Genomic DNA, 22,960 nt, shown 5'->3' with positions numbered 1-22,960 from the left:
TTTTAGGTACTCGTTTTTTACGTTTGAGTAAACACTGCAAACTGTAACTGAATACTGCTGGCTTATTTAAGCGCATTAACGATCGTATTTACATTATACTCAAACATACCAATGTATGTGCCTTCTACTGTCCCAGCGTTTCCAAGTGCATCCGAGTATAAGGAACCTCCAATAGAAACCTGATGTCCTTTGGAATTTACAGCAGCCTGCAATGCTTCTATGGTACGTTTAGGAACCGAACTTTCTACAAAAATAGCGTTTACATTCCTTTCTATGATAAAAGCCGATAGTTTTTGAACATCTTGAACACCGGCTTCGGTAGCGGTAGATAATCCTTGTAAACCAACAACTTCAAATTTAAATGACTTTCCGAAATAATTAAAGGCATCATGAGCAGTTACCAAAATGCGTTTTTCTTCTGGAAGTGACTCAATAGTAGCTGTTAATTTGGTTTTTAGGGCTTTTAGTTTTTTTATATAATTGGCGCCATTGGTTTCAAAAGCTGCTTTTTGTTCTGGAATAGCGTCTGATAGTTTTTTAACCACAAATTGAGTGGCTTGTATCCAATAATCTATATCAAACCAAATATGCGGATCGTAATTAGATGCAAAATAATCAGAGCCAATCAACGTGTTTTTATCCAAGGCATCAGAAACAGCAATGGTTTTGGTTTTTTGACTGTGCATTTTTTCGAATACTTCCACTAATTTACCTTCTAAATGCAAGCCATTGTAAAAGATAATATCGGCATTAGCCAGCTTTGTTACATCGCCTTCACTGGCTTTATATAAATGTGGATCGACACCACTACCCATTAAGCCTTGAATATTGATGAGGTCGCCCCCAATATTAGTAACTAAATCCGTAATCATGGTTGTTGTTGTAACAACGTTGAATTTACCGTTCTCTTTTTTATCGCTTTTACAGTTGAAAAAGATGAAGCAGATTAACAGTATGGAGGCATATTTTTTCATGGATTTAATTTTGGTGTGAATTTACTAAAAAGCTCATAATTATTTAAATGAATAGCGTAGCCCAAAAAACAGGCGAATGCCTTGGTTTGGCGCATAAACATACGAAGGGTCGAAAGGTAGGTCATTAGGATCGTTCACATCTAAAGTTTTATCAAACGGATCGTGGGCTCTTGAGATAATAAATGGGTTGCCTTTATTTGGTGTCCAATCCAACAGGTTTTTTACACCCCCATAAATTTCTAAATTACTTAATCCGTCGTAAGTTAATTGAATATTTTGAATGCTCCATGTTGGCGAATATTCACTTCGTGGATCTGCATCACCCAATAAGGGTAATCGCATAGGGCCATAAATATTTCCTGTATAATCTAGCGTTAGGTTGTATTTATAGTTTTTATAGGAAGCTGCCCATGTTCCTGTAAAACGTTCGGTTAAAATTTGACGTTGCTTTATACCATTTTCGGTTTGGGAAACATCTTGCATCGTAGCCCCGACGAGTACCTTAATACCACTCGCAATCATGGCGTCTACATTTACACTTATTCCTTTTGTTATAGCTTTACCATCTAAATTGTCGTATATAATTTCGTTAGGATTGGTATCGTAATCGGGTAAGATCAAATTGGTAAAATAGGTGTACCACGCAGAGGCATCTAAACCAATTATAGCGCCAGATTTGGTATAGAACTTTCTAAGGTAATTAACATTAACATTATAGGAACGCTCTGGTTTTAACTCTTCTGGAATTATAACGTCTCGGGCTCCTGTAAGAGCAGCATGTTCTTCGGTGAAAATATTAACCACTCTAAACCCTGTTCCGGCGTTAATGCGAAAAATATCATCGGTAGTGGGTTTGAATTTGTAAGCAATTCTTGGGGTGAATATATTACCATGTCTTTTATCGTAATCATATCGTGCACCTAATAACAATGTGTTTTTATCGTTAAGCTTAATTTCATCTTGAGCAAAAATCGAAGGAATGGTCACTTCGTCCGCTGTTACTGTAGCAGGGGTATTGTCGTTATAAAAGTTATATCTGGCAGCAACACCAAATAATAAATCATGATTTTCAAGTGGTTTGTCCCAAGTTAATTGACCGAAACCAATACGTTGCTGTGCTAAGTAGGGCGTGTTACCATATACTGAATTTTGATCATGATCTGTATAAGAAACTTGAAGAAGCATCTTTTCTTCAACAGGTAATTGATATTTTCCTAAAATTTCGAAACGACTCGTGTAGATGCTTTCCCCGTAAACGTCACTACCACCTCTAAATGACGGATTCCATTGCATTTCGCCACCCCATCTATCCTCATAAAAATAACGACCTGCTAAAGACATAACCCTGTTATTGTTGCGTTTAAAGTCCCATTTTTGAAACACAGAGATTCTATCTTGAAGTGTTAAATCGGTGAAATTGTCTCCGTTATTATCTATCGGATTATTATAGTTAAAATAATTTGTACCCATAAGTAAATGGGCTTTATCGCCTACCTTGGCCTTAAAACCCAAATCTAAATTGACTTCTCCCCACCCAGTTACATAACTATCTGCAAAAAACCTTGGGGCATTTTCCGGAAGCTTTGTTATAACATTTATAAGCCCTCCAACGGCTTCGCTCCCATAAAGAGAAGAGGCTGGACCTTTTACAATTTCGATTTGTTCGATTAAAGAGTTTGGTATTCCAGAAAGACCATATACTGTAGATAGCCCACTTACAATAGGCATGCCATCTATAAGTACAAGCGTATAAGGTCCTTCTAAACCGTTAATATGAATATCGCCTGTGTTACAAACATTACAATTAATTTGTGGGCGCACACCGTTTACATTTTGTAAGGCTTCAAAAATATTTGGGGTTGGGTTTTTCTTTAAAAATGCAGGGGAGTATACTTCAACTGGTACAGGACTTTCTAAACGAGATACCGCTTTTAAAGTCCCAGAAATTACGACTTCCTCTAAAAGTTCTGTTTCTGGTAAATCAAAATTAACAACTGTATTATTTGAAGAAATTGTGATTGTTTTTTTCTGAGTTTGATATCCGGTAAATGAAGCTATAATAGTATATGTCCCAGCTTTTACATGCTTTATGTTAAATGAACCATCGTCTTTAGACACCGCACCTTGTTCACCACCTTTTAAATACACGTTTACGTAAGGTAGCGCCGTGTTGTTTGATGTTGTTCTGCCTGTTATAGTTTGAGCAAACGCAGTAAAACTTAAAAGGCTAAATAAAAGTGTAAGGTGGTTCATAAAATTATTTTATGCAAATATAAATATATTTTTAGATTAATCTAAAAATTATTTTAATGTTATAATTATTCTATATTTGTTAATATATATTTTAACTATGATTACCCTTACGGAAGAAAACTATATTAAGGCTATTTATCACTTAGGGAAGTACGGTGCTAATAATGTAAGCACAAATGCTATTGCTAAAGAAATGGAAACAAAGGCATCGTCTGTAACCGATATGGTTAAGAAGCTTTCTGAAAAAAGATATGTCGATTATAAAAAATATCAAGGGGTTACTTTAACTAAAAAAGGGAAAGAGGTTGCCGCTAATATTGTTAGAAAGCACAGATTATGGGAAGTTTTTTTAGTAGAGAAATTAAACTTTTCATGGGATGAAGTCCATGAGGTAGCCGAGCAGTTAGAACATATAAAATCTAAAAAGCTAATTAGTCAGTTAGATGCCTTTCTGGAGCACCCAACGCACGATCCGCATGGCGATCCAATTCCGGATGAAACAGGAAAAATTAAAAAAATAGATAAGATTCTTTTATCGCAAGCCGAAACCGGAGATCATTGTATTTGTGTTGGTGTTAAAGATTCTTCATCCGAATTTTTAAAGTATTTAGATAAGAATAATATCGCTTTGGGAACCGAATTGAATGTTCTACATAAAGAACCGTTTGATAATTCAGTAACTATAAAAGTAAACACTAAAGAGTTTATTATATCTAATATGATTGCGAATAACCTATTCGTAAAAATTTCTTAAAACCAAACTGTAATTTGTTCGTTGGTATAATTGTTGGTACATAGTTAAAAATTTAACTATGAAACTATTAGTGCCCCTTTTCTCTGTTTTATTATGTTTTTCATGTATTCCTTTAAGGATAGCACCATCTATTAAAACCGATAAGGTTATGGTTGCAAAAAAGTTTAAAAGAAAATTGCCTAAGGAGCATGCTTTTATTTTTGAAGACCCTAAAGATGCCAACGAATTTTACAACTATGTTAATACTAAATATGAACGATTACATTTAGATGTGGAGTCGAATGTACCTTTTGAAATTGACGGAGAATTATTCTATTTTTCGTTTTATGAAATTGAAATTCAACATAAGGTATTAATGCTTTTGCCATTTTTGATAGATTCAAAGTTAAATCAAGGAGAAGATGCTCCCGTATTAGGTGAAGATTATATTTCAAGAAATGGGAACAGGTATTTGGCTATTACAGTTTCTAATGCTAATATGGAAGACTGTTTAAAGCCTGATAATATTCATAGGAATGCTGTTATGAATTATCTGCGACATTTAAGGGTTGAATATTTGAGCACTCAAAACTACTTAGATGCTTTGTTTAGAAAGTAGGTTCTTCCAATCGCATGTACTAACCGTATCTGTAAGCAAGTCTATTCTAAAAACTTTTTAGTTAAAAAACGTTATAACTTAAGCTATTGTTGTAAAATTGAAAGTTATAATTATTAACTTTCAGCTTAATTAAAAAGTTACATATGAATCGCGTTATTGTTTTTTTGTTTTCTGTTGTATTTACAAATCTGGCATTGGGTCAAATTAAAAAAGAACCTTTTCAGTATTTAGATGTTTTTGAGTTGGAATGGGCATCAGATCCACAAATTTCGCCAGATGGAACCCAGATAGTTTATAAAAGAAACGGGTTTGATATCATGAAAGATGCTTCGAAAGGAAATCTGTGGATATTAAATGTAGATGGGTCTTCTCATCGAAAACTAACGTCGAGGGAAGTTAGTGAATCGCAAGCTAGATGGTCGCCGACGGGAGATAGAATTGCTTTTGTTAGTGCTACAAATGAAGGCTCGGAATTATATATGTATTGGACGGATTCTGGACAAATTGCAAGACTATCCCATTTAGAAAAATCTCCAGGAAACCTTTGTTGGTCTCCAGATGGGAAACATATAGCGTTTACGATGTTTGTTGCCGAAAAAGCCCCAGTTGTTGTTAAAATGCCAGCTAAGCCAAAAGGTGCCAAATGGGCAAAACCAGCAAGGATTACAGATAGATTAAAGCATGAAGCAGACGGAAGGGGGTATATGACACCTGGTTTTACACATGTTTTTAGTATTTCGGCAGAAGGTGGTACACCACGACAATTAACATCGGGAAATTATAACCATAGAGGTAGTTTGTCTTTTTCTCCAGATGGGAAAGACATTTATTTCTCGGGAAACAGAAGCGACAATTGGGAGTACGAGTTTAGAAATAGTGAGGTGTATAAAGTAAATGTAGATTCAAAAACCATTACGGCGTTAACGACACAGATTGGACCAGATCATTCTCCTAAAATATCACCCGATGGAAAAACGATCGCATTTTTAGGATATAAAGATAAAATGGAAGCCCATCAAAACACGGTATTACATTTAATGAATAGCGATGGTGGTAATCGACATATCATATCTAATAAACTAGATAGGAATGTGAGGGATATCTCCTGGGATAATTCCGGAAAAGGCTTGTATTTTACTTACGATGATAAAGGGAATTCTAAAATAGCCCACATCACAACAGGTGGTAAAATTACAAAGTTGGCAGACAATATGGGAGGAACGACTATAGGAAGACCTTATGCTTCCGGATCATATTCATTTTCTAATAATGGAACTTTGGCTTATACACAATCTAGACCAGAATATCCTGCTGATGTAGCTGTGATTAGGACTAAAAAAGCGCCTCAATTAATTACTAATTTAAACTCAGACTTACTAAGTTATCGGGAACTCGGAAAAACAGAAGAGGTTTGGTATAAATCGTCTTACGATGGTAGAGATATTCAAGGGTGGATTGTAAAACCACCTTTTTACGACCCTTCAAAAAAATATCCCTTATTGGTGGAGAACCATGGAGGTCCTATTTTAAATTATGGAGATCGTTTTACTGCCGAAATTCAACTGTATGCTGCAGATGGTTATGTGGTGTTCTATCCGAACCCGAGAGGTAGTACAAGTTATGGTGAAGCATTTGCTAATCTGCTTCTTAATAACTACCCCGGACAAGATTATAATGATGTGATGGATGGGGTGGATTATTTGGTTGAAAAGGGTATTGTTGATAATGATAAATTGTTTGTTACCGGTGGTAGTGCTGGAGGTATTATGGCGGCATGGATGATTGGAAAAAATAACCGTTTTAAAGCTTCGGTAGTAGTAAAACCAGTTATGAACTGGATTAGTAAAACACTTGTTGCAGATAATTATTATGGGTATGCTAATACCAGATATCCCGGACAGCCCTGGGAGAATTTTGAAAACTATTGGAAGTTCTCTCCAATTTCTTTAGTTGGAAATATTGAGACACCAACGATGGTTATGGTGGGTATGAACGATTTAAGAACGCCTCCTAGTGAAGCGAAACAATTATATCATGCACTAAAATTACGCAAGGTAGAAACGGTATTGGTTGAAATCCCTGAGGCTTCTCATGGGATAGCTAAAAAACCTAGTAACTTAATTAGCAAAGTGGCTCATACTTTGGCTTGGTTAAACAAGTATAATAAATAAATTGATGTAGCTTTTTCAAACAACAGCAGTATTAAGCTTTAATTTGTAGTTGTTCATAGTTTAGGCTATGTGAGGTGTGGGTGATGGCCCTGTCTGCCGACAGCTAAGGTGTACCCATAAATATGACTGCATATTAAATAATAACTCAACAAAGACAGACACTAATTTCACGAATTATCACAAATGGTTCTAAATATAAATTATTTACAAATAAGTAATTTGTGTTTACTTATTAATAAATTGAAGGTGATTTCGATTTAACTTCATTGTAAAGTTCTTATTGTTAGACTTATAAAATAGTTTGTATTTAAAAATACCCTCCTTAATCCTCCCTCGAGGGAGGAATCTCACTCGGTAAAATTGTCCCTTTGAGGGGACTCTAGGGGTATTTTCAACTTAACTAACTGAAAATCAAAAAATATTAAATCGAACCCACCTTAAATTAAATCGGGTTTGGATTGTAAAAACAGACTGAAAGTCTGATTCGTGATTATGAATAGTATAGATAGCTATCCATTATATTGAAGTTACATTCGTGTAAATTTGTGTAATTCGTGGCTTGATTAAAGAGATGTGGATACACTATAGCTGTCGGCAGACAGGCTTCTCATTATTGGTTCGGAATACCACCGTTTTTAATAGCTCGTATCTGTATGATTTAATGTATCGATTACGTTAAGAGGATTAATGACAACCACACCCATCATCACCGCCACAAGCTTTTTTAGATTTCGCTTTTTTCCAGAAGAATTTTTTAAACAAAAAACCAAAAGCCAATGCCAGAGCTGTAAATACTAGTATGTTTTGAATAATGGTATTCATGGTTATTGAGTCGAAATCATTATTATAAATTTACGTTATTCTACCCTAAAGCAAAAGAATCTGTTATTTTTTAGCTCAATTTATAAGATTATCACATTACATTGATACCTATATCTATTTCAAAAACTGAAAAGCAATTAGTGCTACCATATATGCAAAAACCGTCATAACTACCAATTGTAGAGTAGGCCATTTCCAAGAATTGGTTTCCCGTTTTACAATGGCTAAAGTACTCATACATTGCATAGCAAATGCGTAAAATAGAAGCAATGAAACGCCTGATGCAAACGTAAACAATGGACCTCCTAGGGTAGGGTTAACTTCACTTGCCATTTTATTTTTTATGGTTTCTTCTTCGTCGCTACCAACGCTATAAATAGTCGCTAATGTACTTACAAATACTTCGCGGGCAGCAAATGAGCTTATTAGAGCAATACCAATTTTCCAATCGTAACCCAACGGACGTATAGCGGGTTCAATAGCACGTCCGGCTATACCAATAAAAGAATGCTCTAATTTATGGGATGCTATTTTTTGTTGTAAATCGTCTTCATTTAAACTTTCGGAAGCGTGTTCGGTTTTTATAATGTTTTCGGCATTATTGAACTGCTCGCCGGGACCGTAGGATGCTAAAAACCACAAGATAATAGATATGGCAAGAATGATTTTACCAGCGCCAAACACGAAAGATTTTGTTTTTTCAATAACCGTTAAAGCTACATTTTTTAACAAAGGGAGTTTATAGTTGGGCATTTCGATTACAAAAAAAGTTTTGCTTTTTATCTTAAGGACTTTATTTAATAGATATGCCGAAAAAACGGCTGTTCCAAAACCAATTAAATATAAAAGCATAAGCGTTAAAGCTTGGGAGCTTAAACCTAAAAAGCGCTCTTCTGGGATAACTAGCGATATAATAATTAAATAAACGGGAAGCCTTGCAGAACACGTCGTAAATGGTGTTACCAGAATGGTGATTAAACGTTCTTTCCAGCTTTCAATATTTCTTGTGGCCATAATTGCCGGAATGGCGCAGGCCGTACCAGAAATTAAAGGCACAACACTTTTACCGCTTAAACCAAAGCGCCTCATGACACGATCCATTAAAAACACCACGCGGCTCATATAACCACTTTCTTCAAGAACGGCGATGAATAAAAATAAGAAAGCAATTTGGGGAATAAATATAACGATGCCTCCAAGCCCCGGAATAATACCTTCTGCCAATAAATCGGTGAAGGCGCCTTGCGGTAGTTGATTTTTGGTCCATTCGCTAAGCGAAGCAAAAGTAGCATCAATAAAATCCATTGGAATGCTAGACCAATCGTAAATGGCTTGAAAAATAATAAGCAGGATAATAAAGAAAATGGCATACCCCCAAACTTTATGCGTTAAAATGCGATCTAGTTTGGTTCGCAAATCTTTGGCCTGCGAAACATCGATAGTCTGTCCTTTTTTTAGAACATTGTTTATAAACTGGTAGCGCTTAATAGTTTCTTTTTGCTGTAAACGTTTTAAGTCTCCTTTACTTTTAGTTTTAAAATTGGCTACAGCTTCAATTTCGTTTCTATCTGTTTTTCCGAAGTTGACATCTTGTGTTATTACCAACCAAAGTTTGTATAAAAGTTGATTAGGGAAGGCTTTACGTAAATTATCAAAATATTCTGGATCTATTTCCGAAGCATTTAAGCAAGGTGTTACGGGAAGTTCTTTAAAATTGGCAATAAGATTTTTTAAATTGGCGATACCTTCATTCTTTCTTGTGCTCGTTAAAGCAATTTTGGTTTGCAGGTGCTCCTCCAAATAATCAATATCTAACGAAATACCCTTGTAAATCATTCTATCTGCCATATTAATGACTAGAAGCGTTGGTATTTCTAGATCTTTAATTTGTGTAAAAAGTAAGAGGTTCCGTTTTAAGTTTTCAACATCGCTTACCACAACTGCAATGTCTGGGAAGTCTTTATCTTTTTTATTTAAAAGGAGTTCTATAACAACGTTTTCATCAAGAGAAGAGGCATTGAGGCTATAGGTTCCTGGAAGATCAATAATGTGTGCTTTAACACCCCGAGGTAGTTTACATATACCTTCTTTTTTTTCTACCGTAATTCCAGGGTAATTCCCAACTTTTTGATTTAATCCTGTTAATGCATTAAAAACGGATGTTTTCCCTGTGTTAGGATTACCAATTAAGGCGACATTTATCTGCTTACTCATCCGCTATTTTTTCAATTAAAATATAAGAAGCTGTTTCTTTTCTAATGGCCAAATGTGTTCCATTAATATTTAAATACATGGGGTCTTGAAAAGGGGCAAGTTGCACTAGTTGAACAGAACTACCTGGTAAACATCCCATTTCTAAGAGTTTTAAGGGTATATGAATAGATGAAACATCGGTAATAATACCCTTTTCACCACGTTTAAGATGTGCTAAAGTGTCTTGCAAGCTTATTTAGATTGATTTTAAAGAAGCAAAAATAGTGTAAAAAAGTAGTCTAAAAAAATGGTTAGTAAAAAACTATTGATGATACTCTTCTTTTAAGGTTTTGATGTCATCGAGTAAGCGATCGATATCCTCTCCGTTTGTACCATCGTAAAAGCCTCTTATTTGACGTTTCTTATCAATAAGCATAAAGTTTTCTGTGTGAACCATGTCAAAAGGGCCTCCGTCGCCATTATCCTTTACAGCTAAATAGCTCTTTCTAGCAAGCTGATATATTTGCTTTTTATCTCCAGTAACTAAATTCCATTTGCTATCGTTCACGCCTTTTTGTTTTGCATAGCGTTTTAGTTGAGCAACAGTATCTATTTCGGGAGTTACAGAGTGGGAAAGTAACATAACGTCGTCGTCGGTAATAATTTTTTGTTGTATTTGCGCCATATGATCTGTCATTATAGGGCATATAGTCTGACACGTGGTAAAAAAGAAATCGGCTACGTATATTTTATCTTTATAATCGTTTTGCGTAATGGTTTTTCCGTTTTGATTTATAAGTGAAAAATCAGCAATTTTATGATACTTCTTTTTGTACTGTATGGTACTGTCTACTAATTCGCTACTTACCATAGTAGGTTGATAAATAGGAAGTGGCTGGTAAACATTTAAAGTGTTATAAATAATTGAAATTATAATAATGGAAATAATAGCAAAAACGATTGCAAATACTTTGTACTTACTAAAAAATGATAACATTGCAGAAGATAAAATTAAACGTATACAAAAATACGATGAAACATTGGTGACTAAAAATTTATTGAAAAAGAAATAACTCCATGAAAGGCATAAAACTACCTATGAAGACCAACATGTCATTCTATTAAAAATTAATTTCATGTTAAAAACCCTTACATCTTTTAATTGTCTTTTTAAAGTTGGTTTAAAAACGTACTTTTGTGCGATTAAAAAATTTGATTGAAGTTATATGGAGTTCGTTATTAAAATATCTCAATTTTTATTAAGTCTTTCGTTGCTAATTATATTGCACGAGTTAGGGCATTTTGTTCCGGCTAAGGCTTTTAAAACCCGAGTAGAAAAGTTTTATTTATTTTTTGATGTAAAATTTTCATTGTTCAAGAAAAAAATAGGTGAGACTGTTTATGGGATAGGGTGGTTGCCATTAGGAGGTTATGTGAAGATTTCGGGAATGATCGATGAGAGTATGGATACCGAGCAAATGGCTAAGGAACCACAACCATGGGAATTTCGATCTAAACCAGCTTGGCAGCGTTTAATTATTATGCTTGGTGGTGTTACTGTGAACTTTGTTTTGGCTTTAATTATATACATCTTTGCATCCTTCTTTTATGGAGACACCGATATTTCGGCAGCGAGTATTCAAGATGGTTACTTAATAGATAACCCTTTATTAACCGATTTAGGTTTTAAAACAGGTGATGATGTAGTTGCCATTGGTGATTATAAAATTGAAAATGTTTCCGACATAAAAGGAAACTTTATTGGAGCAGAGTCTGTAACTATTAAAAGGGATGGTGTTGAAAAAACCATCCAAATACCAGAGGATTTTTTAGGACAATTATCTACAAGTAAAGATAGAAGTCTATTTGAAATAAGAATGCCGTTTATTTTTGGAAGAGTAGGAGATTCTTCGGTAAATAAAGGCGTAGATTTAAAAGAAGGCGATATTATTGAAGGGATTAATGGAAAGAAGATTAAATATTTCGATCAATTTGCTGCTGTACTAGATACGCTTAAAGGGAAGTCTGTTACTGTTAATGTTTTAAGAGGCGAAGAAAGAATTGAGAAAGCATTAAAGGTTGACGACAATGGTAAATTTGGAATACATCCAACAGGATCTTATAACAGATTTGAAGAGTTAGGGTATTTATCAATAACTAGAAAAGAGTATTCTTTTGGCGAAAGTTTTGGTGTTGGTTATAATAAGTTTACAAGCCAAATAAGTTCATATTTTGTACAGTTAAAATTAATCTTTAGTCCGAGCACTGGTGCTTATAAAGGTGTTGGTGGTTTTAAGGCCATATTTGATATTTTCCCTGATACGTGGAGCTGGGAAGCTTTTTGGGGTATAACGGCTTTCTTGTCTATTATGTTAGCGGTTTTAAATTTATTACCGATACCAGCTTTAGATGGTGGACATGTTATGTTTTTACTCTATGAAATGGTGTCTGGAAGAAAGCCGGGAGACAAGTTTATGGAGTACGCGCAAATGGTTGGATTCTTCATTTTGATCGCTTTAGTTTTGTTTGCAAACGGGAATGATATTTATAAAGCCATTTTTGGTTAAATTTTTATGATTTTTATTTGCAGTAACTAAAAATATGATATATATTTGCGCTCGCAAAAGCGAAAGATAATCTTCCTCTTTAGCTCAGTTGGTTAGAGCATCTGACTGTTAATCAGAGGGTCCTTGGTTCGAGCCCAAGAAGAGGAGCGAAACTTAAAAGCCTGATATGAAAATATCAGGCTTTTTTTATGCGTTTTTTTAATAAAATAAATATCAAATTATAGAATTGCTTAACTCTTGCTAATTTCCATTAATGTTTTGTCGATTAGTTTTTTGGAATTATTACTAACTTCAGAGTTCTTTGCGTAAATTCTCCAATCGGAAATAGCACTTTTTACTTCATTAATAATAGTTTTAGCGTGTTTTATTTCAAAGGTATTTGCTAATTCCAATAAGTGTTGTTCTCCTGGAGCTTTACTCTCTCCTGCAACCATAGTGCTATGCATACCGTGTGATGAATTTGAAAAAGTAAGATCATATGCAGGAGCTAATTTCCATACTCCAGCGGTATTCATTAGGAAGGAAATATTCTTGCTATGATCGTCCCGATTATGGCTATAAACATTAAAGGCGGCTAACCGAAGTACTTTTGAATAGGCTGCTACATGATTTTCAAGTCGAAAAGCACAGTCCATTATATTGCCGTAGTCTAAGTTGCTATAACGAAAATTATCGTTTAAAAGCCCGCTTACTGAATGTAAGTGTAAACGATCATTATGTATTCTGTCAAACCTTTTGGTTGCAAAATATTTTTTTCCGGAAGGGCCTTCGAATAATTTACATTCAGACATTTCAATGCCTGCAGCTAATGCCATTTTATAATACGCATATTCTATTTGAGCTATGTCATGCATATCTGTTGAAGATGGAAACTTTATTATCCAATGTTCGTAGTCTTCAGGAAGTGACGAATACCCATGAATAAGATGATTCGTTTTAGGGTTGTACCCTACAAAGATTTTTGGCCTTGCACCGCCGGATGAACCACCAAGATGGAATAATTCTTCTATAACATCAGAAGGTGTACCTTCTAATACCTTGGTCATCTCCTGGGAAATTTCATCTAACTCCAAAAGCGTGTCAGTCTGAACTTCGGAGTTTAGGTTTGGCTTATAGGTTAATGCACCCATGCCTCCAGATCCAACATAAGCCAATCTGTGTAAAGGTGTAATTTGGTTAAGAGGGATTCTTTTTGATAGCAACGTTCTGTCCAATAATAATCTGCCCCAACCATCGGGAAGCGAATCATTAAAAACCCCGAAGAGTCCATCAAAAATAGTGGTTTCGGGAGTTAAAATTGCATTGGAACGTTTTAATTTAAAAGGCGAAATATCTAAGCCCGTTTCTATAAAAGTATCGTCGTATTTAAAAAAAACAGCTCCGTTGTCAGATACCATTTGACCTACAGCAACAGGTGAGTTGGTAAAGCGAAGGTAAATATCCAATTTTTCAATAGGTTCCATCAGCTTTTCTTTTTTGAATCAAATAATTTCTCAATATGCTCAAGACCTTTATCTGGTTTCAGTACACTTTCAAAATCAGAGAGTCTACCTAATACAAATACAAGTTTCAAAAGGGATTCTAAAGAAACTTGCCCTTTGGTTTCAAAACGCTTTAAGCTACCTAGAGATACTCCTGAGCGTTCTGCCAGTTCCATTTGGGATAGCCCCCTTTGTTTCCGAAGTTTTTTGTGTTTGTTCGCAATTTCTAAACGGACATCTCTTGGAAGTTTGTCAACACTATATTTATTCATAAAACAGATAATATATTAACTATTATTGTTCTAATATACACAAAATAGATAATATATTAACTACAAAATGAAGTTAATGTAAAGCTGATGTGATTTAGCTATTTTTCTCTTTTATTTAGAATGAATAGCTGCTTTTGCTACTTCAACAGTCTTTTTAGAATTACCAATAAAAATCTGATTACCATTTATTATAACTGGTCTGCTTAAAAAAGTATAGTGTTCTAGTATGTATTGTTTGTAGTCGCGCTCTTCTAATTGTTGATTTTTTAAATCCATTTCTTTGTAAAGCTTAGCGCGTTTACTAAAAAGAGACTCATAGCTACCCGATAGAGCTTCCATTTCCTCTAATTGTTTTACAGTTATCTCCTCTGTTTTAATATCCTGTAAAACGAATTCAGAAGACAAGTTTAAGTCTTTTAAAATTCTAATACAGGTGCTACAGGTTTTTAAATAATATACTTTTTTCATGCGTAGTTGTTAGTTTTTTTAGTTGTTAAGTAACATCGTACAAATATACTTAACTGTGCACTAAGGGTTCAAGTTAGAGAAGCCTTATTTTTACAAATAATTTTCAATAAAACAAAAGTAATTATATCATTTAAAAAGTATATTTATGCCAAAAATAAGTAGTATGAAATTTACATTCGAAGTATTGACCAATACAAGAAATTCTATTAAAAATATTTTAGAAAAAACAAGCTTAGAAGATTTAAACCAAATTCCCGAAACGTTTAATAATAATGTTATTTGGAATGTTGGACATATAATAGTGAGTGGACAACTTTTAGTTTACAAATTATCAGGCTTACCAACGATGATATCTAATAGTATGATTGAGAAATATGGAAAAGGCACCAAGCCTGAAGCTGATGTGACTCAAGAAGAAGTTGATGAAATGAAGCAGCTGTTACTATCAACTCTTGAAAAAATTGAAGCAGATTATAAAAATAAAACCTTTAAAACTTTTAATGAATATACAGTTTCTACTACAGGTAATACCTTAACCAGTGTAGATGATGCGTTGCAATTTGTCTTTTTTCATGAAGGGTTGCATATAGGATACATTATGGCGCTTTTAAAAGCTATTAAAATGTAGAAACGAATCAATTTCTTCAAAAGGAACAGTAAACTCGATAATACCAGTTGCATAAGGAGCTATTTCGTAAGTATTATACAGCAAAATAATACCATCTTCTGCATATGCCATGTTTGCAGGTAATTCGAAGTTCTCAATATCTAAAGTTATATCTTCATTTTTAATGGTTTCGTAGAAATGGGTTTCAGTTACTTTTTTAAAGCCTTCAATATCCTTAAAAAGTTTTTCGTTGGGGATTAAGTTGCCTGTTTCCGTTTCAAAATTTAAAAATGTAATGTTTATTGTTCCGTGAGCACCACCTGTGTTTACATAAGATGTTATAGCAATGCTTATAAGTTCTGGAGATTGAAATATAATTTCCCCATCTATTTGTGCATCCCATTGTTCTATGGTTTTTGGAAAATCGGTTTTAAATGTTAGAAATTCTTTATTGAATGAGGTAATACTTTCCTCAATAGACTTTGAAGCAATAGTGTCTGGATCTCCAATATGTAACGAAGCTATAACAGTTTCGCTTATTGCTGAATTTATCTGGTTGGTAATGGCTTTATTTCCAATGGCGTTAGGAATGTTTACTTCAACAAGATTATTATTGTTTGTAGTAACATTAATTTCTGAAAAAGATAGTTTTACTTCATCCTTACAAGCTATACAAATGAAAAGTGAGCATACTATTAAAAGGTGTTTTTTATAAAACATAGTTAGGTTTTTAAATGGTATTAAAGATAATTATTGCATTTGAATTGGATACATAATTACTCCTCAATATTTTACGTTAAGGCTAAGCTAATTATTATAGAATGGTTTAATTCCGTTTACAAATATCTTTTTTGCTTCACCGAATTAAACTTACCTTTGCATAAAGTTTTTTAAAATGAAATTTAATACTAAAGTAATACACGGAGGACAAGAACATGATCCAGCTTATGGTGCCGTAATGCCTCCAATTTATCAAACGTCTACTTATGCTCAAACAACTCCTGGTGGGCATAAAGGGTATGAATATTCAAGGACTCATAATCCTACCCGTAAGGCTTTAGAAAACGCTTTTGCAAGTATAGAAAATGGAACGTATGGATTAGCTTTCGGATCGGGATTGGCGGCCATTGATGCTGTGATTAAGCTTTTAAAACCTGGTGATGAGGTCGTTTCTACTAATGATTTATATGGTGGTTCTTTTAGGTTGTTTACTAAAGTATTTCAAGATTTTGGAATAAAATTTCATTTTATGGGTATGCAAGACGCTTCAAATATTGAAGCCTATATTAATGAAAACACTAAGTTAATTTGGGTTGAAACACCAACGAACCCAATGATGAATATTATTGATGTTAAGGCCGTTTCTGCGATTGCAAAAAAACATAATATATTACTAGCTGTCGATAATACATTTGCCACGCCATATTTACAACAACCTTTGGATTTAGGAGCAGATATTGTAATGCATTCAGCAACCAAATATTTAGGTGGCCATAGTGATGTTGTTATGGGCGCTTTAGTGGTAAAGGATGAAGCGTTGGCAGATAAATTATATTTTATACAAAATGCTAGTGGAGCTGTTTGTGGCCCTCAAGATAGCTTTTTGGTACTTAGGGGTATAAAAACATTGCATATTAGAATGCAACGTCATTGCGAAAACGGTAAAGCAGTAGCTGAGTTTTTAGCTGCCCACCCAAAAATAGAAAATGTATACTGGCCTGGCTTTGAAAACCACCCTAATCATGACATTGCTAAATCTCAAATGAAAGATTTCGGAGGCATGATTTCCTTTACGACTAAAGGGAATGACATGAAAGAATCTATTAAAATTGTTGAAAATTTGAAAATCTTCACCTTAGCAGAATCTTTAGGAGGTGTTGAATCACTTTCTGGTCACCCGGCAAGTATGACACATGCGAGTATTCCTAAAGAAGAAAGAGAAAAAACAGGTGTTGTAGATTCTTTGATTAGATTAAGTGTGGGAATAGAGGACATCGACGATTTAATTGCCGATTTAAAGCAAGCCTTAACTTAGTCTATACTCTGTAAAATTTTAGTTTAAATAGTAGATATAGCCAATATTAAGCCATATTAAGCTATCGTTACTTTTATTGTGATCCAATTGGTGATTAAGACCATCAACCCAATCGCTAAAATAATGTTGGTATCTAAAATCAAGCATTAAATCTGAAAGTTTATCAAGCTTGTACCTTACACCAATACTACCAACAAGAGACCATGCGCTTCCTGATGTAGCATCAACCGATCCAGGATCCCAGCCAGAATAAAAGTTACTAGGTTCAAGAACATCTCCAACTAAAAGAGGGTCTGGGTTTGCATAAGTAGTACTAACTTCTGGATTATAGGAGGTATAATGGACTCCAAGACTTACAAAGGGAGTAAACCTGTAACTAAAAGATTGAAACGAACGAATACTTAGAGGAAAGAATTCAAGTTGCGTACCAATGTCTAAATTTTTGGCAACACCTCTATGACTTCTTAAACGTTCGGCGTCTTCTGAGGTTCTGTTAGGGTCAACAAACTTTCCAAAATGTTCAAGCTTGGTTCTATTCCAAGATATTTCATTTCTTAGTTTAAAATGATCATTAAAATAATTATCAGTTGTATAACAGTTACAATCAGCTCTATAAGAGAAGTTTAAATAATGTACTAGACCTACTCCAAATCCGGAATTCCCAAAATTTGTTTTTGTATTTTCACGAATGCCATAATCCGATCTTAATTGCAACGAACCAGCAATAACGCCAATTTCATGAGAGAAACCTAGTTGAGCACTAGATGTTTGAAAGACAACAAACATGCAAAAAGCAGAAACTATATATTTCATTAAGGTTTTGTTTTTTTGAGGCATTATAGACGACAAATATATAAAAACTCGTTAAACAAACAAATTTTATCGTTAAACAAACAAATTTTAGTTAATTTCTTCAAAAATATTCGAAATATATTTTACGGGTTTTAAATAAACATTATTTTTTTCAAAGATACTAGCATTTGGTCTTTTAATATTATTAGTTTTATTAACTATTAAATTATTTTGCACGGTTTTTACTATATTTTTTTTAAAAAGTATATAAAGTTATACAAAATACCATATTGATAGATTCCCCTAATGGTTCATTAAAATTATTTATTGCGAATTTAAAAAAATACACACGTTATTTTTAAAGATAACGTATATTTGTGGCGTTAAATCACTTATTTTTTAAATAATAATTAATAATACAATTTAGTGTGTATGAAAAGTAATATTGAATCATTTTTGGATCTGGTAAAAGAAAGAAATGGTCACGAACCAGAATTTTTACAGGCCGTAGAGGAAGTTGCAGAAACTGTTATCCCTTATATTATAGAGAATGATATATATTATGGCAAAAATATTCTTTTAAGAATGGTTGAGCCAGAGCGTGTTGTTACGTTTAGAGTTTGTTGGGTAGATGACAAGGGAGAAATACGCGTTAATAGAGGGTATAGAATTCAAATGAATTCTGCTATTGGTCCTTATAAAGGAGGATTACGTTTTCACCCAACGGTTAATATGAGTATTTTAAAATTCTTAGCATTCGAGCAAGTCTTTAAAAATAGTCTTACTACGTTACCTATGGGAGGTGGAAAAGGAGGAAGTGACTTTGACCCTAAAGGAAAGAGTGATAACGAAATTATGCGTTTTTGTCATTCGTTTATGAGTGAATTATTTAGGCACATTGGTCATAATACAGATGTTCCAGCAGGAGATATTGGTGTAGGAGCAAGAGAAATTGGTTTCCTTTTCGGAATGTATAAAAAAATAAGTAATGGTTTTACAGGTGTTTTAACAGGTAAGGGTATGTCTTGGGGTGGTTCTTTAATTAGACCAGAAGCTACAGGATACGGTACTGTTTATTTTGCAGAGAAAATGCTAGAAACTAAAGAAGATAGTTTTAAAGGAAAAGATGTCGTGATATCTGGATCTGGAAATGTTGCACAGTATGCAGCGGAAAAAACTATACAGTTGGGAGGTAAAGTTTTAACACTCTCAGATTCTTCTGGTTATATTTACGACGAAGATGGAATTGATACCGAAAAGCTGGCTTTTGTCATGGAGTTGAAAAATGAGAGACGTGGAAGAATAAGTGAGTATTTAGAAACGTATCCAAATGCAAAATTCGTTAAAGGAAGGACGCCTTGGGAAGTTAAGTGCGATATAGCATTACCATGTGCAACTCAAAATGAGCTTAATGAAGATGATGCAAATACTCTTTTAAGTAATGGATGTATTTGTGTAAGTGAAGGTGCTAATATGCCTTCAACTAAAGGGGCTATTACTGCATTTCATAAAGCTAAAATATTATTTGCGCCAGGTAAAGCATCCAATGCAGGTGGTGTGGCTACTTCAGGTTTAGAAATGACCCAAAACTCATTAAGATTTAATTGGACTAGAGAAGAAGTCGATTTAAAATTAAAGGAAATTATGTCTAACATTCACGATTCTTGTACAGAATATGGAAAAGATGAGAATGGTTACATTGATTATGTTAAAGGAGCTAATATTGCAGGATTTGTAAAAGTTGCAGATGCTATGTTGGCGCAAGGTATTGTGTAATTAATTATTAAGAATAAATAGATAAAAAGCTTCTCATACATGAGAAGCTTTTTACTTTAAATTATATTATTTTGAAGTAAAACTCGTTAGTTATAAATATATTTGAATACTTAAACAACATTTATGTTTAAAAGACTAGCTATCTTTATTATCTTCTTGTGTCCATTATTGCAGTTTTCTCAAGATTATTCTGCATTGTGGAAAGGTCATTTTTCATATAATAATATAAAGGATGTATCATCTGGTAATAATAGGATTTATGCCGCTTCAGAAAATGCCATTTTTAGTTTAGATACTCAAACCAACGAAATAGAAGAGATTAATACTGTTAATGGTTTGTCGGGAGAAACTATTTCTACTATTTATTATAGTGAAACCTACGAACTATTAGTTATTGGATATGAGAATGGCTTAATAGAAATAGTTTTCGATAACGATGATGCTATTATTTCTGTGGTTGATATAATCAATAAGCCTACCATTCCAACAACAGATAAAAGAATAAATCACTTTAACGCTTACCAAGATGTTTTATACGTGTCGACCAATTTTGGAATCTCGGTTTTTAATTTAGAAAGGTTGGAATTTGGAGACACCTATTTTATTGGTAATGGCGGAAGTCAAATTCAAGTTAATCAAACCACTATTTTTGGCGATTATATTTATGCAGCTTGCATGGACGGAAGTGGTCTTAGAAAAGCACTTGTGGCTAGCCCGAACCTTATAGATTTTCAAAATTGGCAAACAATTAATTCGGGAAACTGGCTGTCTATAGAATCTCAAGTAGATAAGTTATATGCAATAGGGACAAATAGAAGGATTTATCAAATAGCGAATGATGTTTTAACAGAAAGGTTTTTATATCCCGATATCCCAATGGATATGAGAACTGTTAATGAGAATCTAGTAGTCACTACTCAAAAAGAGGTATTTGTTTACGATACAAGTTTTAATATAACATCCCAAGCTTTTATTGATCCTTCTTTTGATACCCAGTATAATGCTGCTATTATAGACTCAGAGAGTATTTATATTGGTACTAGAGATTTTGGCATTTTAAAAACGCTGTTGGTAAATCCAACAGTTTATGAAGAAGTACATCCAGATGGACCACTGCTAAATATTCCATTTTCAATTGAGGCAGAGCCCGGTGGTTTGTGGGTTACTTTTGGAGAATATAGTTTTTTTTATAATCCTTATCCATTAAATAGTCGAGGATTTAGTCATTTAAAAGATGGTAATTGGATAAATACCCAGTATAGTGACGTTTTTGAAGCAAGATGTTTAAACAATGTTGCTATCAACCCACTTAACACAAATCAGGTGTTTATAAGTTCATTTTTTAGTGGATTATTAGAAGTTAATGAAGACATTCCAACCATTTTATATAATGAAACTAACAGTGGTTTGGAATCTTTAACTCTCCCAGATGACCCTAATTATATCGATATACGTGTGGGGCCAACTTTGTTTGATAAAAATGGATTATTGTGGACAACAACAACGTTAATAGATGATCCTTTAAAATCGTATAACCCATCAACAAACCGATGGGAATCTTATAGTTTTACAGATATTATTTCTGATGGTTTTTCTGGAGGGAATTTAGGTTTTGCCGATTTAGTAATTGGGCCTGATGATACTAAATGGATTGCTAGTTATAAATTTGGAGTTATAGGTTTTAATGAAAATGGGGGGGCTCAATTAATTAAAAGTATTAGTAAACAAGATGAGAATATGCCAATTGAGTTAGCTACTGCAGTGGCAATGGATAAACGTAATCAATTATGGATAGGAACCTTAAATGGATTGCGTGTTTTGTTTAATACCTCAAACTTTTTTACAGACGATAATGTTAAAGTAACAGAAATTTTTATTGAAGAAGAAGGTGTTGGCAAAGAACTATTATTTGAGCAATTTATAACTGATATTGAAGTAGATGGTTCGAACAATAAATGGATTGGTACAGCAGATTCAGGGTTGTTTTATTTTTCTTCAGATGGTAAAAAAACGATATTTCATTTCACTAAGGATAATTCACCATTACCGTCAAGTAGTATTAGGGATGTTTCGCTGGATTCAGCTAACGGTATTGTTTATATTGCCACAAGTAAAGGGCTTGTATCTTTCCGATCCGGAGGATCGAGTCCATTAGAAGGTTTAGAAAGCGCCCATGTATATCCTAACCCAGTAAGGCCAACATTTAACGTAGTAGATGAAAAGGTAAAGATAAAGGACATATCAGAAAATGTAAATATTAAGATAACAGATATTGAAGGTAATTTAGTAGCCGAAGCACAGTCTAGAACGAACCAGAGATATAGCGGATATAACCTCGAAATAGATGGGGGCACTGCTTATTGGAATGGAAAAAATATGGCAAACAATGTTGTTGCTTCTGGAGTTTACTTAATTATGCTCTCCGATTTGGATTCACTCGAAACTAAAGTTTTAAAACTAATGGTTGTTAGATAATGCTAATTACTACAAATGCCATAGTTTTATCCAAACTAAAATACAGAGATAACGACTTAATAGTTAGATGTTATACACAACAACTGGGGGTAGTAAGCTTTTTGTTAAGGGGCGTTTTAAAAAGCAAAAAAGGTAATTCTAAGATAGCTTACTTTCAATTGCTTTCACAGTTACAACTAGTTATTGTATACAAGAACAATAGGTCGTTGCAAGCTATAAAGGAGACGAGGTTAAATAATATTTATGCAAGTTTACACTCGAACGTTTTAAAGAGTTCTATTGTTATGTTTCTATCCGAAGTATTATCAAATACACTTAAGGAAGAGGAAAAGAACGAGGTGCTTTATAGCTATATTGAAACGACATTATTATGGCTTGATACACATACAGAATATTCAAATTTTCATTTATTATTTTTACTTAATTTAACAAAGTATTTGGGGTTTTATCCGGATACAAAAAATGTGGACTATCCCTTCTTTAATTTGAGTGAAGGCAGGTTTGAAACAAGGTCGCAAGATAGATATACTATATCTGGGCAAAATTTAACACTCCTAAAGCAGTTATTAGGCACAACATTTGATGCTTTAAATACTGTGGAAATCAATGCAAAACAAAGACAGTCATTTTTAAGTATGATTTTGCTATATTTTGAGTTACATTTGGGGAGTTTTAAAACGCCCAAATCATTGCAGATATTTAATCAAGTTTTTAATTAAAAC

20 protein-coding genes and 1 tRNA gene are annotated in these 22,960 nt (G+C 33.7%); 10 read left to right on the top strand and 11 right to left on the bottom strand.

Going from position 1 to position 22,960, the window contains the following annotated elements; translation table 11 throughout:
• Positions 1 to 62 precede the first annotated feature (62 nt).
• Together C1H87_RS11020 and C1H87_RS11015 are read right to left on the bottom strand one after the other, a co-directional pair.
• Positions 63 to 974, bottom strand: a complete 912-nt coding sequence (locus tag C1H87_RS11020; RefSeq protein WP_102755860.1) for a metal ABC transporter solute-binding protein, Zn/Mn family — start codon at positions 972 to 974, stop codon at positions 63 to 65.
• A 39-nt stretch (positions 975 to 1,013) separates the two neighbouring features.
• The gene (locus C1H87_RS11015; RefSeq protein ID WP_102755859.1) at positions 1,014 to 3,227 is read right to left on the bottom strand and encodes a TonB-dependent receptor; all 2,214 of its coding nucleotides are present in this window, start codon (positions 3,225 to 3,227) and stop codon (positions 1,014 to 1,016) included.
• Between the two features lie 97 nt (positions 3,228 to 3,324).
• Here C1H87_RS11015 and C1H87_RS11010 point away from each other — a divergent pair, with 97 nt between their 5' ends.
• The 3 genes from C1H87_RS11010 to C1H87_RS11000 all read left to right on the top strand — a co-directional run bounded on the left by C1H87_RS11010 (position 3,325) and on the right by C1H87_RS11000 (position 6,750).
• A complete protein-coding gene (locus C1H87_RS11010) occupies positions 3,325 to 3,981 on the top strand; it encodes a metal-dependent transcriptional regulator (RefSeq protein ID WP_102755858.1) in 657 nt (218 codons plus the stop codon).
• A gap of 58 nt (positions 3,982 to 4,039) precedes the next feature.
• On the top strand, positions 4,040 to 4,579 hold the full coding sequence (locus tag C1H87_RS11005) for a hypothetical protein (protein WP_102755857.1): 540 nt from the start codon (positions 4,040 to 4,042) through the stop codon (positions 4,577 to 4,579).
• Positions 4,580 to 4,722: 143 nt separating this feature from the next.
• Positions 4,723 to 6,750, top strand: a complete 2,028-nt coding sequence (locus C1H87_RS11000) for an alpha/beta hydrolase family protein (RefSeq protein WP_102755856.1) — start codon at positions 4,723 to 4,725, stop codon at positions 6,748 to 6,750.
• A gap of 684 nt (positions 6,751 to 7,434) precedes the next feature.
• Here the strand turns inward: C1H87_RS11000 and C1H87_RS10995 are convergent.
• The 4 genes from C1H87_RS10995 to C1H87_RS10980 all read right to left on the bottom strand — a co-directional run bounded on the left by C1H87_RS10995 (position 7,435) and on the right by C1H87_RS10980 (position 10,762).
• Positions 7,435 to 7,572, bottom strand: a complete 138-nt coding sequence (locus C1H87_RS10995) for a FeoB-associated Cys-rich membrane protein (protein WP_102755855.1) — start codon at positions 7,570 to 7,572, stop codon at positions 7,435 to 7,437.
• A gap of 114 nt (positions 7,573 to 7,686) precedes the next feature.
• On the bottom strand, positions 7,687 to 9,786 hold the full coding sequence (feoB, locus tag C1H87_RS10990) for a ferrous iron transport protein B (protein WP_102755854.1): 2,100 nt from the start codon (positions 9,784 to 9,786) through the stop codon (positions 7,687 to 7,689).
• Positions 9,779 to 10,015, bottom strand: a complete 237-nt coding sequence (locus C1H87_RS10985) for a FeoA family protein (RefSeq protein WP_102755853.1) — start codon at positions 10,013 to 10,015, stop codon at positions 9,779 to 9,781. The genes feoB and C1H87_RS10985 overlap by 8 nt, the downstream gene beginning before the upstream one ends.
• Positions 10,016 to 10,087: 72 nt before the next feature.
• The gene (locus C1H87_RS10980; protein ID WP_102755852.1) at positions 10,088 to 10,762 is read right to left on the bottom strand and encodes an SCO family protein; all 675 of its coding nucleotides are present in this window, start codon (positions 10,760 to 10,762) and stop codon (positions 10,088 to 10,090) included.
• A gap of 229 nt (positions 10,763 to 10,991) precedes the next feature.
• Between C1H87_RS10980 and rseP the strand changes: the two genes are divergently transcribed.
• Positions 10,992 to 12,332, top strand: a complete 1,341-nt coding sequence (gene rseP / locus C1H87_RS10975; RefSeq protein WP_102755851.1) for an RIP metalloprotease RseP — start codon at positions 10,992 to 10,994, stop codon at positions 12,330 to 12,332.
• Between the two features lie 73 nt (positions 12,333 to 12,405).
• A tRNA-Asn gene (locus C1H87_RS10970) sits at positions 12,406 to 12,479 on the top strand.
• Positions 12,480 to 12,562: 83 nt separating this feature from the next.
• Here the strand turns inward: C1H87_RS10970 and C1H87_RS10965 are convergent.
• From C1H87_RS10965 to C1H87_RS10955, 3 genes are all read right to left on the bottom strand, one after another.
• Complete coding sequence (locus C1H87_RS10965) at positions 12,563 to 13,795, bottom strand: type II toxin-antitoxin system HipA family toxin (protein WP_102755850.1); 1,233 nt, start codon at positions 13,793 to 13,795, stop codon at positions 12,563 to 12,565.
• Positions 13,795 to 14,085 carry a helix-turn-helix domain-containing protein gene (locus C1H87_RS10960; RefSeq protein WP_102755849.1) on the bottom strand — a complete coding sequence of 97 codons (291 nt, stop codon included), beginning with the start codon at positions 14,083 to 14,085 and terminating at the stop codon, positions 13,795 to 13,797. Before C1H87_RS10960 ends, C1H87_RS10965 begins: the two co-directional genes overlap by 1 nt.
• Positions 14,086 to 14,196: 111 nt before the next feature.
• A complete protein-coding gene (locus C1H87_RS10955) occupies positions 14,197 to 14,553 on the bottom strand; it encodes an arsenate reductase family protein (RefSeq protein ID WP_102755848.1) in 357 nt (118 codons plus the stop codon).
• A gap of 163 nt (positions 14,554 to 14,716) precedes the next feature.
• Here C1H87_RS10955 and C1H87_RS10950 point away from each other — a divergent pair, with 163 nt between their 5' ends.
• Positions 14,717 to 15,181: a DinB family protein gene (locus C1H87_RS10950; protein WP_102755847.1), complete on the top strand. Its 465-nt coding sequence runs from the start codon at positions 14,717 to 14,719 to the stop codon at positions 15,179 to 15,181.
• Here C1H87_RS10950 and C1H87_RS10945 read toward each other — a convergent pair.
• Entirely contained in the window at positions 15,161 to 15,880 is a 720-nt protein-coding gene (locus C1H87_RS10945; protein ID WP_102755846.1) for a DUF3298 and DUF4163 domain-containing protein, read from the bottom strand. The genes C1H87_RS10950 and C1H87_RS10945 overlap by 21 nt on opposite strands.
• A 175-nt stretch (positions 15,881 to 16,055) precedes the next feature.
• Here C1H87_RS10945 and C1H87_RS10940 point away from each other — a divergent pair, with 175 nt between their 5' ends.
• A complete protein-coding gene (locus tag C1H87_RS10940) occupies positions 16,056 to 17,195 on the top strand; it encodes a cystathionine gamma-synthase (RefSeq protein WP_102755845.1) in 1,140 nt (379 codons plus the stop codon).
• Between the two features lie 18 nt (positions 17,196 to 17,213).
• Here the strand turns inward: C1H87_RS10940 and C1H87_RS10935 are convergent, their stop codons facing one another.
• Positions 17,214 to 18,008, bottom strand: coding sequence for a THC0290_0291 family protein (locus C1H87_RS10935; RefSeq protein ID WP_102758239.1), 795 nt, complete (start codon positions 18,006 to 18,008; stop codon positions 17,214 to 17,216).
• A 411-nt stretch (positions 18,009 to 18,419) separates the two neighbouring features.
• Between C1H87_RS10935 and gdhA the strand changes: the two genes are divergently transcribed.
• The 3 genes from gdhA to recO all read left to right on the top strand — a co-directional run bounded on the left by gdhA (position 18,420) and on the right by recO (position 22,957).
• Positions 18,420 to 19,763 carry an NADP-specific glutamate dehydrogenase gene (gdhA, locus tag C1H87_RS10930; RefSeq protein ID WP_102755844.1) on the top strand — a complete coding sequence of 448 codons (1,344 nt, stop codon included), beginning with the start codon at positions 18,420 to 18,422 and terminating at the stop codon, positions 19,761 to 19,763.
• A gap of 123 nt (positions 19,764 to 19,886) precedes the next feature.
• Positions 19,887 to 22,238 (top strand): type IX secretion system anionic LPS delivery protein PorZ, encoded by a 2,352-nt coding sequence (porZ, locus tag C1H87_RS10925; RefSeq protein ID WP_102755843.1) that lies wholly within the window; start codon positions 19,887 to 19,889, stop codon positions 22,236 to 22,238.
• Positions 22,238 to 22,957 (top strand): DNA repair protein RecO, encoded by a 720-nt coding sequence (gene recO / locus C1H87_RS10920; protein ID WP_102755842.1) that lies wholly within the window; start codon positions 22,238 to 22,240, stop codon positions 22,955 to 22,957. Before porZ ends, recO begins: the two co-directional genes overlap by 1 nt.
• The last annotated feature ends 3 nt before the right edge of the window (positions 22,958 to 22,960 follow it).

It is taken from the genome of Flavivirga eckloniae (assembly GCF_002886045.1).
In the GTDB taxonomy this organism is placed as follows: Bacteria; Bacteroidota; Bacteroidia; order Flavobacteriales; family Flavobacteriaceae; genus Flavivirga; species Flavivirga eckloniae.
The sequence above is the reverse complement of the archived record's forward strand: the minus strand, read 5'-3'. Positions and strand labels throughout refer to the sequence as shown.

Excerpts from the sequence above, each read along its gene's own strand:
- C1H87_RS11000 (WP_102755856.1), top strand. The coding sequence starts at position 4,723 with ATGAATCGCGTTATTGTTTTTTTGTTTTCTGTTGTATTTACAAATCTG.
- C1H87_RS11020 (WP_102755860.1), bottom strand. The coding sequence starts at position 974 with ATGAAAAAATATGCCTCCATACTGTTAATCTGCTTCATCTTTTTCAAC.
- C1H87_RS10955 (WP_102755848.1), bottom strand. The coding sequence starts at position 14,553 with ATGAAAAAAGTATATTATTTAAAAACCTGTAGCACCTGTATTAGAATT.
- feoB (WP_102755854.1), bottom strand. The coding sequence starts at position 9,786 with ATGAGTAAGCAGATAAATGTCGCCTTAATTGGTAATCCTAACACAGGG.
- C1H87_RS11015 (WP_102755859.1), bottom strand. The coding sequence starts at position 3,227 with ATGAACCACCTTACACTTTTATTTAGCCTTTTAAGTTTTACTGCGTTT.
- C1H87_RS10980 (WP_102755852.1), bottom strand. The coding sequence starts at position 10,762 with ATGTTATCATTTTTTAGTAAGTACAAAGTATTTGCAATCGTTTTTGCT.
- C1H87_RS10940 (WP_102755845.1), top strand. The coding sequence starts at position 16,056 with ATGAAATTTAATACTAAAGTAATACACGGAGGACAAGAACATGATCCA.
- C1H87_RS10950 (WP_102755847.1), top strand. The coding sequence starts at position 14,717 with ATGAAATTTACATTCGAAGTATTGACCAATACAAGAAATTCTATTAAA.
- C1H87_RS10945 (WP_102755846.1), bottom strand. The coding sequence starts at position 15,880 with ATGTTTTATAAAAAACACCTTTTAATAGTATGCTCACTTTTCATTTGT.
- recO (WP_102755842.1), top strand. The coding sequence starts at position 22,238 with ATGCTAATTACTACAAATGCCATAGTTTTATCCAAACTAAAATACAGA.
- C1H87_RS10960 (WP_102755849.1), bottom strand. The coding sequence starts at position 14,085 with ATGAATAAATATAGTGTTGACAAACTTCCAAGAGATGTCCGTTTAGAA.
- C1H87_RS10995 (WP_102755855.1), bottom strand. The coding sequence starts at position 7,572 with ATGAATACCATTATTCAAAACATACTAGTATTTACAGCTCTGGCATTG.
- C1H87_RS10965 (WP_102755850.1), bottom strand. The coding sequence starts at position 13,795 with ATGGAACCTATTGAAAAATTGGATATTTACCTTCGCTTTACCAACTCA.
- gdhA (WP_102755844.1), top strand. The coding sequence starts at position 18,420 with ATGAAAAGTAATATTGAATCATTTTTGGATCTGGTAAAAGAAAGAAAT.
- C1H87_RS11005 (WP_102755857.1), top strand. The coding sequence starts at position 4,040 with ATGAAACTATTAGTGCCCCTTTTCTCTGTTTTATTATGTTTTTCATGT.
- C1H87_RS10935 (WP_102758239.1), bottom strand. The coding sequence starts at position 18,008 with ATGAAATATATAGTTTCTGCTTTTTGCATGTTTGTTGTCTTTCAAACA.
- C1H87_RS11010 (WP_102755858.1), top strand. The coding sequence starts at position 3,325 with ATGATTACCCTTACGGAAGAAAACTATATTAAGGCTATTTATCACTTA.
- porZ (WP_102755843.1), top strand. The coding sequence starts at position 19,887 with ATGTTTAAAAGACTAGCTATCTTTATTATCTTCTTGTGTCCATTATTG.
- rseP (WP_102755851.1), top strand. The coding sequence starts at position 10,992 with ATGGAGTTCGTTATTAAAATATCTCAATTTTTATTAAGTCTTTCGTTG.